14 protein-coding genes are annotated in these 13304 nt (G+C 60.3%); 4 read left to right on the top strand and 10 right to left on the bottom strand.

Annotation, left to right across the window (positions count from 1 at the left end):
- Nucleotides 1-104: 104 nt before the first annotated feature.
- The 4 genes from HCU66_RS24265 to HCU66_RS24280 form a co-directional block, all read right to left on the bottom strand.
- Entirely contained in the window at nucleotides 105-1088 is a 984-nt protein-coding gene (locus HCU66_RS24265; protein WP_205890943.1) for a TauD/TfdA family dioxygenase, read from the bottom strand.
- A gap of 41 nt (nucleotides 1089-1129) precedes the next feature.
- Nucleotides 1130-1870 carry an alpha/beta fold hydrolase gene (locus tag HCU66_RS24270; RefSeq protein WP_205890944.1) on the bottom strand — a complete coding sequence of 247 codons (741 nt, stop codon included), beginning with the start codon at nucleotides 1868-1870 and terminating at the stop codon, nucleotides 1130-1132.
- 279 nt (nucleotides 1871-2149) lie between these two features.
- Nucleotides 2150-3322, bottom strand: coding sequence for an MFS transporter (locus HCU66_RS24275; protein WP_205890945.1), 1173 nt, complete (start codon nucleotides 3320-3322; stop codon nucleotides 2150-2152).
- Nucleotides 3323-3531: 209 nt separating this feature from the next.
- A complete protein-coding gene (locus tag HCU66_RS24280; RefSeq protein ID WP_205890946.1) occupies nucleotides 3532-3906 on the bottom strand; it encodes a DUF6124 family protein in 375 nt (124 codons plus the stop codon).
- A gap of 677 nt (nucleotides 3907-4583) precedes the next feature.
- Here HCU66_RS24280 and HCU66_RS24285 point away from each other — a divergent pair.
- Entirely contained in the window at nucleotides 4584-4973 is a 390-nt protein-coding gene (locus tag HCU66_RS24285; protein ID WP_205890947.1) for a hypothetical protein, read from the top strand.
- An 11-nt stretch (nucleotides 4974-4984) separates the two neighbouring features.
- Here HCU66_RS24285 and HCU66_RS24290 read toward each other — a convergent pair whose 3' ends face one another.
- Nucleotides 4985-5977 carry a GlxA family transcriptional regulator gene (locus HCU66_RS24290; RefSeq protein ID WP_205890948.1) on the bottom strand — a complete coding sequence of 331 codons (993 nt, stop codon included), beginning with the start codon at nucleotides 5975-5977 and terminating at the stop codon, nucleotides 4985-4987.
- A 91-nt stretch (nucleotides 5978-6068) separates the two neighbouring features.
- On the opposite strand from HCU66_RS24290, the gene inhA reads away from it, so the two are divergent.
- Nucleotides 6069-6755, top strand: a complete 687-nt coding sequence (gene inhA, locus HCU66_RS24295; protein ID WP_205890949.1) for an isonitrile hydratase — start codon at nucleotides 6069-6071, stop codon at nucleotides 6753-6755.
- 91 nt (nucleotides 6756-6846) lie between these two features.
- Here the strand turns inward: inhA and HCU66_RS24300 are convergent, their stop codons facing one another.
- Together HCU66_RS24300 and HCU66_RS24305 are read right to left on the bottom strand one after the other, a co-directional pair.
- Nucleotides 6847-7185, bottom strand: a complete 339-nt coding sequence (locus tag HCU66_RS24300; protein WP_205890950.1) for an antibiotic biosynthesis monooxygenase family protein — start codon at nucleotides 7183-7185, stop codon at nucleotides 6847-6849.
- 26 nt (nucleotides 7186-7211) lie between these two features.
- The gene (locus tag HCU66_RS24305; protein WP_205890951.1) at nucleotides 7212-7841 is read right to left on the bottom strand and encodes a LysE family transporter; all 630 of its coding nucleotides are present in this window, start codon (nucleotides 7839-7841) and stop codon (nucleotides 7212-7214) included.
- 88 nt (nucleotides 7842-7929) lie between these two features.
- Between HCU66_RS24305 and HCU66_RS24310 the strand changes: the two genes are divergently transcribed.
- Nucleotides 7930-9255 (top strand): aminotransferase-like domain-containing protein, encoded by a 1326-nt coding sequence (locus HCU66_RS24310; protein ID WP_205890952.1) that lies wholly within the window; start codon nucleotides 7930-7932, stop codon nucleotides 9253-9255.
- A gap of 243 nt (nucleotides 9256-9498) precedes the next feature.
- On the opposite strand, the gene HCU66_RS24315 is transcribed toward HCU66_RS24310, so the two are convergent.
- The gene (locus tag HCU66_RS24315; RefSeq protein ID WP_205890953.1) at nucleotides 9499-9987 is read right to left on the bottom strand and encodes an SRPBCC family protein; all 489 of its coding nucleotides are present in this window, start codon (nucleotides 9985-9987) and stop codon (nucleotides 9499-9501) included.
- Nucleotides 9988-10209: 222 nt separating this feature from the next.
- Between HCU66_RS24315 and HCU66_RS24320 the strand changes: the two genes are divergently transcribed.
- The gene (locus HCU66_RS24320; RefSeq protein ID WP_205890954.1) at nucleotides 10210-10611 is read left to right on the top strand and encodes a lysozyme inhibitor LprI family protein; all 402 of its coding nucleotides are present in this window, start codon (nucleotides 10210-10212) and stop codon (nucleotides 10609-10611) included.
- 172 nt (nucleotides 10612-10783) lie between these two features.
- Here HCU66_RS24320 and HCU66_RS24325 read toward each other — a convergent pair whose 3' ends face one another.
- Both HCU66_RS24325 and mrdA read right to left on the bottom strand, forming a co-directional pair.
- A complete protein-coding gene (locus HCU66_RS24325) occupies nucleotides 10784-11038 on the bottom strand; it encodes a DUF1652 domain-containing protein (protein ID WP_205890955.1) in 255 nt (84 codons plus the stop codon).
- 167 nt (nucleotides 11039-11205) lie between these two features.
- Nucleotides 11206-13098: a penicillin-binding protein 2 gene (mrdA, locus tag HCU66_RS24330; protein WP_205890956.1), complete on the bottom strand. Its 1893-nt coding sequence runs from the start codon at nucleotides 13096-13098 to the stop codon at nucleotides 11206-11208.
- Nucleotides 13099-13304 lie beyond the last annotated feature (206 nt).

Here is a 13304-nt window from a genome sequence, read left to right on the forward strand (position 1 = left end):
CATGAAAGCGCCTTCGCCGGCAAGCCGGCTCCTACAGCGCTACAAAAACGCCGAAGCCGGTGCAAGACCGGCTTCGGCGACAGGTGTATCAAGGCGCGTTCAGTTCAGCGCCCGTCCTGGGAATGCCCTTCGGCCATCGCGACAATCACCTTGCGCTTGCCTTCGAAAGGCGCGCGGGCATGGGCCGAGAGCATGTTGTCGAGCATCAGCACATCGCCCTCCTGCCAGGGAAAGCTGATGGCGCAGTCATCGAGCACGGCGCGAATTTCATTGAGCACTTCATCCTCGATGGGCGAACCGTCGCCGTAATAGACGTTACGCGGCAGGTCTTGCTCGTCGACGATATCCAGCAGACTTTCACGCACTTCCGGCTGAAGATTGGAAATGTGGAACAGGTGCGCCTGATTGAACCAGACCCAATCGCCGGTCACCGGATGCCGCGCCACCGCCTGGCAGGTCTGGCGGGTGCGCAATTCTCCGTCGTCCTTCCACTCGCAAATGATGCCGTGGGCCTTGCAGTAGGCCTCGGCCACCTCGCGGTCTTGGGTGTTGAACACTTGCTCCCAGGCCACGTCCAGCCCGTTACCGAAATTGCGCACGTACATCAGGCCCTTGCTGACGAAGCGCTCGCGGATCGCCACAGGTATGCGGCGATAGACTTCCCGGCTGTCGGCAATCGGCGTCTCGCCGCCCGAGGTGGCGGCGATCATGCTGTAGAACCAGATTTTCATCGGCCAGTCCCGGGAGTAGGCCTGCTCGTTGTGCAACGGAATGCTCTGATGCGCCGGGTATTCGGTGGAGGTGTACACCCCTTGGGTGACGTTGGTGCGCGGTGTCGAGCCGAACTCGTAATTGAGCAGCGGATGGCCGAAGCCGGCGGCGAACTGACGGAACTGCTCGGCACCGTCCAGCTGGAACCCACGAAACAGAATGCCGCCGTCACGCAACAAATGCTCATCCACCAATTCATTCAATTCATCGAACACCGCCAACAGGCTGGTATTCGGCTCGGTCGCCTCCACCAGCAGCGGCAAGCGACCCCGCGCCGGCAGCAACGGCCGCACGGCAAAACCCACAGCAACACCCATGACGGGCCTCCTGTTAACACTCGATAAGTGGACCGCGCGCGTTAAAAAACCGGCGCCGCCAGCTGCGCGTGCCGCCGGTGATGGACTTCCAGATGATTCTTGATAATCCGGATCACCTTGGCTTCATGCTCATGAATGAAGAAATGCCCGCCGGTCATCATGTCCACCGAGAAGCTGCCCAGGGTTTCCTGGCTCCAGCCGATCAATTGCTCGGTGGTGGCCTTGTCCTCCTTGCCACCGAGCACGTGCACGGGACACTTGAGCAGCGGACGCTGCATCGGACGCAAGCGCCCGCAGAGCATGAAGTCGGCGCGCAGGATCGGCAGGGTCAGGCTCATCAACTCCTGATTGGCCAACACATCCTCGCTGGTGCCCTGGAACGTGCGCAACTGCTCGATCAGTTGCTCATCGGTCTGGGGCTCGGCAAAGCCACGGTCATAGTCGCTGCGCATGGTCGGGGCGGCCGTGCCTGAAGCAAACAGCGCCACCGGCTCAGGAGCACCGAGGGCACGAAAGGCGTGGGCCATCTCGCAGGCCAGCAACGCGCCGAGGCTGTGACCGAACAGGGCGTAAGGGCCACGCAAGGTTGGCTTGTGTTCCCTGGCCAATTGCAGGGCCAAGGCGCGCATGTCGGTTTGCAGGGGTTCGTCGTACCGGGCGCCCCGCCCTGGCAACTCCACCGGCTGCAGCTGCAGCCACGGCGGCAACTGGCGCCGCCAGCGGCTATAGACCATGGCGCTGGCGCCCGAATAGGGCAGGCACAGCAGTGTCAGCTTTGTCACCGCACTTATCCTCAATGGGTTATCTGTAAGGAGAACGGATGAGGTGCGGTGAGAATTAGTCTGTGGGGTTAACGCACGCTTTGTAGCAGCTGCCGAGCCTGCGAGGCTGCGTTCGGCTGCGAAGCAGTCGTAAAACCAGAGATTGCGATATGTCAGACAAACCGCGTCAGCCGGACTCACGACTGCTGCGCAGCCGAACGCAGCCTCGCAAGCTCGACAGCTGCTACGGCCGAACGCAGGCTCGCAGGCTCGGCAGCTGCTACAGATCGCCTTAACTGACTACTTAAGGTGGCGGTAGCTCTGCACCGCCGAACCCAACACTACGGCACCGGCGGCAATCGACAGCCAGAACCCGCTGCGCGCCCCGAACGCATCCACCAGCCAGCCCGAACCGGCCGCGCCGATCGCCACGCCGATGCTCAAACCGGTGACCAGCCAGGTCAGGCCTTCGGTGAGTTTGGCCGGCGGCACAATGCGTTCCACCAGCGCCATGGCCACAATCAGGGTCGGGGCAAAGAACAGCCCGGCGACGAACACCGCCAGCGACAGCCCGAAGATGTTCGCCGCCAACAGCAGCGGCAACGTGGTCACCGCCGTCGCCACTCCACCGTAGAGAAACAATAGAGGCAGTGGCAGTTTCGAGCGCAACGCGCCGAACGCCAACCCGGCCAGGCAGGAGCCAATGGCATACACCGACAGCACAATGCTCGCCGCCGCCGGTTGCCCCTGCTGCTCGGCGAAGGCGACGCTGACCACATCCACTACCCCGACGATGATGCCCATGGCAACCATCAACAGCATCAGCAACTGGATTTCGCTCGAGTGAATGATCGAGCGCTGATGGTGTTCCTCACGAGGATGCACCGGCGGCTCGGTGCCACGCTGCAACACGAACGCCGTGACCCCGACCGCGAGCATCAACAACGCCGCCAACGGCCCCGCCTCCGGGAACGCCACCACGCACAACCCCACCGACAGCGGCGGCCCGACAATAAAACACACCTCGTCCAGCACCGACTCCAGCGCATAGGCGGTTTGCAACTCAGGACGACCGCGATACAACTCGGTCCAGCGCGCCCGCGCCATCGCCGACATGCTCGGCATGCAACCGGCCAGCGCAGCGAACGCAAACAACATCCAGTGCGGCGCCTGCAAGCGGGTGCAGAGCAACAGCATCAACAGCGCCCCGCCACCGACCAGCGCCGACACCGGCAAGATCCGGCCTTGCCCAAAACGGTCCACCAGCCGCGAAACCTGCGGTGCGCAAAACGCCGTGGCCAGGGCAAAGGTCGCGGCGATGGAACCGGCCAGGCCATAGCCGCCCTGGAGTTGCGAGAGCATGGTGATCAGGCCGATGCCCGTCATGGAAATCGGCATGCGCGCGATCATCCCGGCCAGCACAAAGGCGCGGGCGCCTGGGGCGTGGAACAGCTCGCGGTAGGGGTTTGCCATGACATCCGGCCTCGATAAGGGCCTGCAACTTGCCACAAACGCCTGCCCCTGGGAAATCGTCGAATTGTTGGTTGAGTGTGAACGCTGGCCTGCCGTCAAATGAACGTGAATCTGTGGGAGCGAGGCTTGCCCGCGAAAGCGATCTCACATTCAACATGGATGTCCCCTGACACACCGTCTTCGCGGGCAAGCCTCACTCCTACAAGGGGTCAGCTGTGCGGCGAGAGTTTTGGCACGTCGACGTTATCCAGCACCCGATTCACCGCCAGCTCGGCCAGCATGATGACCTGTTGAATCGCCAGGAGCGTGTGCCGTTGCGGAGCATCGACATACGCGGCAATGTCGCTGGTCATTACGCTCGCTGACGCCAGCGACTCGCAGACATGGGCCAGCAGGCTTTCGTTGTCCATGTCCGGCGCAACCAGAAACATCCTGCTGGGCTTGCGGCCTTCTGGTTGTTTGGGCGGTGGCTTGAGGTAGTGGTCGAGCGCGCGTTCGGCGGCTTCGTTGAGCTTTTTGGAATCGGGTGATTCGTAGGGGGAAACGTCGTCGGTTTCGGGGGGATTGGGACTGTCTTTTATCATGGTGTAACTCCTGACATTCATGAAGCTCACCACCATCGTGACCAAACGATGGGTGGTGGGCGGTACGCAGGTTGGTCAACCGGGAAGTCAGGCACCCGGCGCACTCGAAAGTGCCCCGCGCACAGCCCACCGCAAAGCATACCGACAAGCACAAGAAAAAGCGCCGACATGCTCACGTTGGCGCTTGCACGCCTGACATTGCACGGGTGACCAAACCCGGTCGCTGAATTGGCAGCGACCCGGAAAGACTATCGACTCCCTTTCCTCACCTACAACCGTCAAAACGCGTCGGAAATATCCACTTTTACGACGCTTTTTGTAGGATCAAGGCCTACCCGCGATGAACCTAAACACGCACCGCTGACCTCCTGTGGCGAGGGATCTTGCTCCCGTTGGGGCGCACAGCGCCCCCTCGAATGCTCAACCACATTCCTCCAGAAGCACCGCATTTGCTGGCTTTACGACTGCTGCGCAGCCGAGCGGGGGCAAGCCCCCTCGCCACAGGATCGTGTAGGGCAAACACCTACATTTATTAAACAAACCAGCCCAATCAGCATCTGGTAACTGATTCCTACATCCGGAAATACCTTGTTGCCAGTACCTGCATCCATCCCTACCATCCACGCTCAACGGGCACAGCGGAGCTGTCCAACAAAACCCGAATTCAAGGAACCAGAATGACCCAGCGCATCCATCGCAGCATCGATACCCCACTCCGATCAGGCCTGAACCGGACTGAACTGTGGGAGGGCCACGACAAAGGCCTGATCAAATGCTGGGAGATCGGCCGCCAACGCGCCACCCGCTTCCCCGACCTCGCCCACCAATGCATTACCGGCGAGCTCCCGGTGCTGGGCTGGAAAGGTGGCGTCAGCCGCAGCCTGAAAAAACTCGAAAAATACGGATCCCTCAAATACCTCGCCCAATGGCAGGGGTTGCGCGGGGAGGATCTGGATATTGATCTGAGCGCGGAACGGGCGCTGACCTGTTCCCGGACCAAAATGGTGGTGACGTTTACGCCGGACCGGTCGAAGTACTTCAATCAGGTGGCGGACGTGGAAGCCTGAGAAATAGAGCCTCATGTCATTGCTGGATCTGCTGCTGGGTTGACGGAGAACCGCTCGCGATAGGCTTGCGGTGTCACGCCCATGGCTCGCAGAAAACTGCGTCGAAGCGTCTCTTCACTGCCAAACCCGCACTGCATCGCGACCCGTTTGATCGGCACACCGGTGTCGCTGAGCAAGCGCCGGGCGGTCTCGACCCTAATCAGTTCGATGGCCCGCGCCGGGGTCTGGCCGGTGTCGGCGCGGTAATGACGGACGAAGCTGCGCTCGCTCATGCCGGCCTGCAAGGCCAAGGTCGGGATGCCGAGGTCCTTGGTGAGGTTTTCGCTGATCCAGGCATGAAGTTCGTCGAAACGATCGCCTTCTTTCTGCAAGGACAGGGTCACACTGAACTGCGACTGGCCACCCGGGCGCTTGAGAAACACCACCAGTTGCCGGGCGACGTCCAGGGCCATGGTTCGGCCGAGGTCTTGTTCGACCATCGCCAGGGCCAGGTCGATGCCAGCGGTAACCCCGGCCGAGGTCCAGACCGGGCCGTCGTTGATGAAGATCGGGTTGGGCTCGACCTGGAGTTTGGGATGCTGCTGCGCCAATTGCTCACAACGGGTCCAGTGCGTCACCACCCGCCGACCGTCGAGCCAGCCGCTGGCCGCCAGCAAAAACGCCCCGGTACACACCGACGCCACTCGCCGACACCCCATCGCATGCTCACGCACCCAAGCTACCAGCGACTCATCTTGCGCCGCTGCGTAAACGCCCCAGCCACCGGCAATGATCAAGGTGTCGCTGCCCCGATCCGGCAGCGGCTCTGCCAGCAGCGCCAACCCCGCCGACGACATCACCGCCCCGCCACCGCTGGCAATCACCGATGGCGCATAGGGCGGCGGCAGACCTTGCTGGCGGGCGATGTCGTTGGCCGAGGCGAACACCTGCAACGGCCCGGTGACGTCGAGCACTTGCACGTTGGCAAAGGCCAGCACATGAATGGTTTTCGGGGTGTTTGGCATAGTTGGCGTAATTCGTGGGGTGATTGGCGTATACGCCAGATCCTAGGCACCTACAGTGAAGCCGTCCATCCCAACCAGGAGAAAAAACGCCATGACGTTGCAGATCGGTTTTCTGTTGTTTCCACAGGTTCAACAACTGGACCTGACCGGCCCTTATGACGTGCTGGCCTCGCTGCCGGATGTGAAGGTGCATCTGATCTGGAAAGACCTGGTCCCGATCACCGCGAGTACCGGGCTGGTGTTGAAACCGACCATCACCTTCGACGATTGCCCGCCGCTGGATGTGATTTGCATCCCTGGCGGCAGCGGTGTCGGGCCGTTGATGGAGGATGACCAAACCCTGGCCTTCATCAAGGCTCAGGCCGCCACGGCGCGGTATGTCAGTTCGGTCTGCACCGGCGCGCTGGTGCTTGGCGCGGCAGGGTTGCTCAAGGGCAAGCGCGCTACCACGCACTGGGCGTATCACGAATTGCTCGGGCTGTTGGGGGCGATCCCGGTGAAGGATCGAGTGGTACGCGACGGCAATCTGCTGACCGGTGGCGGGATCACCGCGGGGATCGATTTTGCCCTGACCCTGGCGGCTGAATTGTTCGATAAGGACACTGCGCAACTGGTGCAACTGCAACTGGAATATGCGCCGGCACCGCCGTTTGCTGCGGGCAATCCCGAGACAGCGCCGGTCAGCGTACGGGAGGAAGCGCGCAAACGCGCTGCCGGGTCGTTGAAACTACGCTCGGAAATCACCGCACGCGCAGCGGCGAAACTCGACCTTCAGTAACAGAAATGGCTGCGAGGGGTTCTCCCCCCGCAGCCAGTCATTCAGGCCGGAAAATCTGTCGTGGTTTTGTGTGCGGCCCAAAAAACCTCACTCAAGCATTCGCCGCACGCCGGCCATTGGGCACAAACAGCTCGAACGAGTCATCGCCATAAGCCCGCTCCACTTTAGCGATCACCACTTGATAACCCGCGTACCACTTGCGGTACTGACGCTTGGCTTCCAGGTGTCTGGGGTGGCTGGCGAATTCACGGATAGAGGTTTCGTCCTGCCAGTAGTAACTGGCGTTGACCAGTTCGCCATCGGCCGAGCACCAGGATTGGGTGCCGACGAACCCTTCGATGCTGATCGCGACTTCGTCGATCAACGCGCTCAAACGGTTGAACTCCTCGTCCCGTTGCCCGGGTTTGTAGATAAACGACGCGATGTACATGCAAAGGTTCCTTTTCAGTGAATGAGTCAGGCCGGACGAGTCATCAGAGCCAGCCGGACGGCGAGCAACAGCAGCACCGCGGCCAGCCCCCATGACTGCCATTTGGCGAATGTCGACGTGCTGGAAATACGCCGGCTGACCGTGCTGCCGAAAACCCCGAGCAGGGTGTGAAATACGCCACTGACCAGGGTCAGCACCATGCCCAGCAGCACCAGCTGTACGGCAATCGACCCTCGTTGCGCGTTAACGAATTGCGGCAGGAACACCATGAAAAACAGCAAGGCCTTGGGGTTCAGCAAGCTGTTGAGCATCGCCCGGATCAGCAGGATTTTGAGCGGCACGGGCGCAATATCCGACAGGCCCTTGGTCGACGTTGTTTGCAACGCCTTGAACGCCAACCACAGCAGGTACAGGACGCCGGCATAACGGATCAGGTCGAAGGCCGGCGGCCAGCTGGCAATCAGTGCCGTAACCCCCAACGCGGTCAGCGCCGTCAGGATCAGATCGGCCAGGCCGATGCCCAATCCCGACGCCACACCACCGCGCCAGCCATAACTGGCGCCATGGCTGATCACGAAGGCCATGTTGGGTCCGGGCGACAGCAGCAACAACATCACCGCGCCGACGAAAATCAATAAGGTCGCAGGGTCAATCACAGCGAGTCTCCGTCCTGGAAAGCCTGTAGATTAGAGCGCCAATCTGATACAAACAAAAAATTGATCCAGATACAAAGAGCCCTCACCCATGACCCGTATTCGCTACAAGCGCCTGGTGGATGAGTTCGCCGGGAAGATTCGCAGCGGTGAACTGCCACCGGCCACGCAATTGCCGACCATTCGCGCGTTGATGCAGGACGAACGGATTGCCCTGGCCACGGCATTGCGGGTCTATAGCGAGCTGGAAGCGATCGGCCTGGTGGTCGGCGAACCTGGCCGTGGCACCTTTGTGCGCGACACGTCCTTGCCACGCGGACTGGGGCTGGAACAGCAACCACTGGGCGTCGGCACGGTGGACCTGACCTTCAATTACCCGTCGGTCCCCGGTCAGGACGAGTTATTGCGCGAGGGTTTGCGAGCGATTGCCGCGTCCGGAGATATCGATGCGCTATTGCATTCCGCCCCCCAGGGCGGGCGTCCACATGAACGGCAGACGGCGGCCCGGCACTTGCGCAATCGGGAAATACGGGTGGGTGGCGATCAGTTGCTGATTGTCAACGGCGCCCAGCAAGGTCTCACCGTAACGCTGATGGCGCTGCTCAAGCCGGGAGATATTCTGGCCCTCGACGCCCTCACCTACCCCGGCCTGAAAACCCTGGCCCTGGCCCATCGGCTGGACCTCGAAGCCCTGCCGCAAATCGCCGGGCACACCGACCTCGACGCTCTGGAAGCGCTGTGCAAACGGCGCCCCGTGCGGGCGCTCTACAGCATGCCAACGATGCACAATCCGTTGGGGACGGTGATGTCCATCGCCGACCGTGAACGCCTGGTGCAATTGGCCGAACGCTACGACTTTCTGATCATCGAGGACGGTGCCTATGCCTTCCTCGCTGAACCGGCGCCCAAACCGCTGTTTACCCTGGCCCCGCACCGCACGCTGTATATCAGCGGCCTGTCGAAAAGCGTTGCCTCGGGCTTGCGGATCGGTTTCATCGTTGCACCGAAAGCGATGATGCCGGCGCTGGAACAAGCCATCCGCGTGTCGACATGGAGCACCCCATCACTGACCGTCGCACTGGCCTGCCGCTGGATCGATAGCGGCGAAGTCGACAACCTCGAAGAGCAAAAGCGCCTGGACGCCCGGCAGCGACAGGACCTGGCTCGGCAAATCCTGAACAATTGCGAACTGGTGGCGCATCCCGGCTCCTATTACCTTTGGCTCAGATTGCCTGAAGGATTGCGGGCCGAAACGGTCGTTGCCGAGTTGGAACGTAAAGGCGTGCGGGTAACCAGCGCCGAACCTTTTGCCACGACCCCACACGTGCCTCCTGCACTGCGGGTGGCCATGGGATCGATCAGCCTCGACGTGTTGAAGCGCGCCCTGGAGACACTGCGTGAAGTCGTGGACATCTGACGGACTTTTCTGACACCCATAAAAAAACCCGCCGAAGCGGGTTTTCCCAAGACCATATCGACTCCCTGTCGGCAGCAATCCTTGCTTATGGTCGATCATCCGTGACCCTGAGCACTTCCTGTGCTTCAGTTGATGGGGCTAGATTACGCTTCGGATCCAATCCGTAATAGACGACATAGCTACTAACGCGTGTAAGACATTCGCCATAGCCGCCCTTCCGAAAACCCTTGGCCGTGTCAGCCATCAACCTCCCTCACGCTCATGGGCCTTGGTGTTATCTGCCAGAAACTGTTCGATATTGTTCATTTGCTCATCCCAGCCACGGCTGTCCATGCGGAACGCCTTGAGCCTGCGCGACTGAGGAATGTGATCGAAACCGGACTCGACGACCGTCAACAACGTGCCTTCGTCCATGTCCTGGAGTTCGAATTTCACCAGCGTGGTGGGCTCCTGGGAATAATCGACTTCCGGTTCCACGGCATACGGGTGCCAGCGAAACGAAAACACCCGCTCCGGCTCGACCCGCTCCACCAGTACATTCCACAACAAGTGCTCATAACCAGGATATGTAATCTGCCCCTGGGTCCACTCGCCGGCGACAAAGCGTTTACCTTCGAGTGCCACGCCGAACCATTTCCCGAAGACTTCGGCATTGGCCAGCATGCGCCAGACCTGCGAACGCGGCGCCTTGAGCAGGATCTTCCTTTCGATGCGATCTGATGCTGGGTTCATAAGTCACCTCCTGTATTGAAACAGTAGGCCTGTAAAGACCATAAGACCAACCTAAAAGTTGTATCAAACAGGTGCCGCAATCAACCGTACCTGAAATATTCGGCCTCGATTTTGGCCATAAGTTCTGGGTTGAAGGGGGCTTATGGCGCCCTCGCTACAAGCTGAAACCTCCGCCTTCGCTACACTGCACCTCAACTTTCCATCACCACAGCGAGTTCCCCCATGTCCCCACGCCTTCTCCTTGCGCTGACACCGCTGCTGTTCACCCCCCTCGCGCAGGCCGTCGACTGCGACAACGCCACTGACCAAGGGACGATGAATCAGTGCGCGGCGCAGCAGAACAAGGCGGCCGACAAGGAGCTGAATACGCTTTACCAGCAGATCACCACGCGATTGAATGATGACCCTGCGGCCAAAAAGCTGCTGATCGGCGCTCAGCGCTCATGGATTGCGTTTCGCGATGCCGAGTGCACGTTCTCGGCGTCCGGGGTGGCGGGCGGCAGTGTGTATCCGCTGATCTACAGCAACTGCGCCACAGAGCTGACCAAGGCGCGCGTCGAAGCGTTCAAGACTTACTTGAAGTGTCAGGAAGGTGATTTGAGTTGCCCGGTGCCTGGGGTTTGATGCTGCGGCGTCCGCTCAGGCGCCGCAGTTACCGAACAAGTACCCGCGCCGTCGCCCACCAGAGTCTGGGCACTCGGAGCGCTGCTCAGCTTTTTTCCAGGCCGGGTTGTCCAGTGGAGAAAGGCACGACGGACGCACACCGCACCACCGACGTGGTGCGGCGTGATTCCGGTCAGCTGAAAAATGTAGGGTGAATGCCTTTGTGAGCCTCGATTTCTTGCCGCATATCAGCCACCAGCGAGGCAATCGCGTGGGGGCTGTCCAGTGTCCATACCGGAACGTGGGTGGCCACCAGGTCCACTTTGCCGGTCATGCAATCGCAGACCCGAATCGACAGGGATTGGTCTGCCTCCACGCTGCAAGTGCACACGGCGGGCAGAAAACTGCGCTCAATGATGTTTTGAATTTCCAGGGTTGAAAGGAACATCGCTACCTCCCTCACGCCAGATATGTGGCCGGGCAAATGCTCCGTCATTTCACCCTTTAGCCTGAAAATTTTAATCCTCAACAGCAGGTGTCTCAATACCGTAACAGGTTGCTCGTCGCCTCATCGTTTACCGGTATTCGTGAGCCTGTGCAGTGAAACCTTGATCCTTAGACGTGAGAGTCGCCCGGGACTTTGCTCGGCGCCGCGTATTGCGGCTTCAGGTGGCCGTCCTGATCGAGCAACCAGGCATCCATGATCTGCCGCACCACGGGACCGGCGACGCGCCCCCCGGCCTCGCCGTTTTCGATCATCACCGAGATGACAATCTTCGGATGCTCAGCCGGGGCGAAACCGACGAACAAGGCGTTGTCGCGGTTGCGCTCGAGAGTTTTCGCCCGGTTGTAGCGCTCACCCTGCTTGATCGCCACCACTTGCGCGGTGCCACTTTTGCCAGCGATGCGGTATTGGGCCCCCGCCGCCGCCGCTCGGGCAATTCCTCGGGCGTCGTGCATCACCATCTGCATCCCGTGATTGACCTGCTCCCAGTCACGCGGGTCCTTGAGCAGGATGTTCGGCATCGGATGCTCGTCTACCGGCGCTACACCATCCACAGTCTTGGCCAGGTGCGGTCGGTTCCATACACCTTTGTTGGCAATCAACGCGGTGGCCTGGGCCAGTTGCAGAGGGGTGACCTGCATGTAGCCCTGGCCGATGCCGAGTATCACAGTCTCGCCAGGAAACCATGCCTGCCGGCGCGTGGCACGCTTCCAGGCCTGAGATGGCATCAGACCAGGAGACTCTTCGAACATGTCCAGCGAGACTTTCTCGCCAAGACCAAACATCGCCATGTAGTCGTGCAGACGGTCGATGCCCAGCTTGTGGGCCAGATCGTAGAAGTAGGTGTCATTGGAGCGCATGATCGCCGCATCCATGTCCACCCAGCCGTCGCCTCTGTGGTTCCAGTTACGGTATTTATGGTCGAAGTCCGGTAGCTGGTAATAACCCGGATCGAAGACTCGGGTCTGCGGGGTAACCACCCCTGCGTCGAGACCGGCAATCGCCACTTCCGGCTTGATGGTCGAGCCTGGTGCGTAGAGACCACGCAGCACGCGGTTGAACAGCGGCCGGTCGATGGAGTCGTGCAGCGCCGCGTACTCCTTGGAGCTGATGCCCGTCACGAACAGGTTCGGGTCAAAGCTTGGCTTGCTGACCATGGCCAACACTTCGCCGGTCGACGGATCGAGAGCGACCACCGAACCACGGCGATCGCCCAAAGCCTCCTCGGCAGCTTCCTGAAGCTTGACGTCGAGGCTCAGGACGATATTTTTGCCGGGGATCGGATCGATGCGCTTGAGCACTCTCAGCACACGGCCCTGGGCATTGGTTTCAACTTCCTCGTAACCCACGTGGCCATGCAACTCGGACTCGTAGAATTTCTCGATGCCGGTCTTGCCGATGGATTGGGTGCCGCGGTACTCCACCGTATCCAGGGCCTTGGATTCTTTCTCGTTGATACGGCCGACGTAGCCGATCGAATGGGCAAAGTGCGCGCCCATTGGGTAGTGGCGAACGAACTGCGGCGCTACATCGATTCCTGGCAGACGGAACTCGTTGACCGCCAATACTGCGATCTGTTCTTCGCTGAGTTCGTAGAACAAAGTGACTGGTACAAAGGGGTGTCGAGCCTGCTTCATTGCTTTATCGAAAAGCGTACGGTCTTCAGCCGGCAGGTGCAGGAGGTTGACCACCTCATCCAGTTCTTCTTTGACATCGGAGGCGCGTTCGCGGGTGATGGTCAGGTTGAAACTGGGCCGGTTGTCCGCCAGCACCACGCCGTTGCGGTCGTAGATCAGCCCGCGGGTTGGGCTGATCGGCAGGACATGGACACGGTTGTTTTCAGAGATTGTCGAGTGATAGTCGAACTCGACTACCTGCAGGACATACAGGCGCACCACCAGCGCGCACGTAATCGCGACGACGAACAAGGCGCAGGCCATCAGTCTTTTGTTGACCAGGCGCGTCTCTTTTTCGTGGTCTTTGATCGGTATCGGTTCAGGCATTTCTGCAGCAGCTCTTTGACTGTAGAGGAGAGCCTATCCTTAGGCTTGAAATCAAAATCAGTCCGTTAAAAAACGAGCTGCACCATACCAAAAACGGCGCGGTCACTTTGCGCGTGCAGCCAAAGTTTCATCAACGATATGGCTGTTACCGGGGATAGCCAACATTGCCACGGCTCTTTCCTGCGGGCAAAACAAAACCCCTACCT

It is taken from the genome of Pseudomonas frederiksbergensis, assembly GCF_017114915.1.
In the GTDB taxonomy this organism is placed as follows: domain Bacteria; phylum Pseudomonadota; class Gammaproteobacteria; order Pseudomonadales; family Pseudomonadaceae; genus Aquipseudomonas; species Aquipseudomonas frederiksbergensis_I.

Bases quoted from the DNA above. Each gene is read 5' to 3' on its own strand.
- mrdA (WP_205890956.1), bottom strand. From the start codon at position 13,098: ATGCCTGAACCGATACCGATCAAAGACCACGAAAAAGAGACGCGCCTG.
- HCU66_RS24265 (WP_205890943.1), bottom strand. From the start codon at position 1,088: ATGGGTGTTGCTGTGGGTTTTGCCGTGCGGCCGTTGCTGCCGGCGCGG.
- HCU66_RS24325 (WP_205890955.1), bottom strand. From the start codon at position 11,038: ATGTTCCTTTCAACCCTGGAAATTCAAAACATCATTGAGCGCAGTTTT.
- HCU66_RS24285 (WP_205890947.1), top strand. From the start codon at position 4,584: ATGACCCAGCGCATCCATCGCAGCATCGATACCCCACTCCGATCAGGC.
- HCU66_RS24290 (WP_205890948.1), bottom strand. From the start codon at position 5,977: ATGCCAAACACCCCGAAAACCATTCATGTGCTGGCCTTTGCCAACGTG.
- HCU66_RS24280 (WP_205890946.1), bottom strand. From the start codon at position 3,906: ATGATAAAAGACAGTCCCAATCCCCCCGAAACCGACGACGTTTCCCCC.
- HCU66_RS24300 (WP_205890950.1), bottom strand. From the start codon at position 7,185: ATGTACATCGCGTCGTTTATCTACAAACCCGGGCAACGGGACGAGGAG.
- HCU66_RS24320 (WP_205890954.1), top strand. From the start codon at position 10,210: ATGTCCCCACGCCTTCTCCTTGCGCTGACACCGCTGCTGTTCACCCCC.
- HCU66_RS24275 (WP_205890945.1), bottom strand. From the start codon at position 3,322: ATGGCAAACCCCTACCGCGAGCTGTTCCACGCCCCAGGCGCCCGCGCC.
- inhA (WP_205890949.1), top strand. From the start codon at position 6,069: ATGACGTTGCAGATCGGTTTTCTGTTGTTTCCACAGGTTCAACAACTG.
- HCU66_RS24310 (WP_205890952.1), top strand. From the start codon at position 7,930: ATGACCCGTATTCGCTACAAGCGCCTGGTGGATGAGTTCGCCGGGAAG.
- HCU66_RS24315 (WP_205890953.1), bottom strand. From the start codon at position 9,987: ATGAACCCAGCATCAGATCGCATCGAAAGGAAGATCCTGCTCAAGGCG.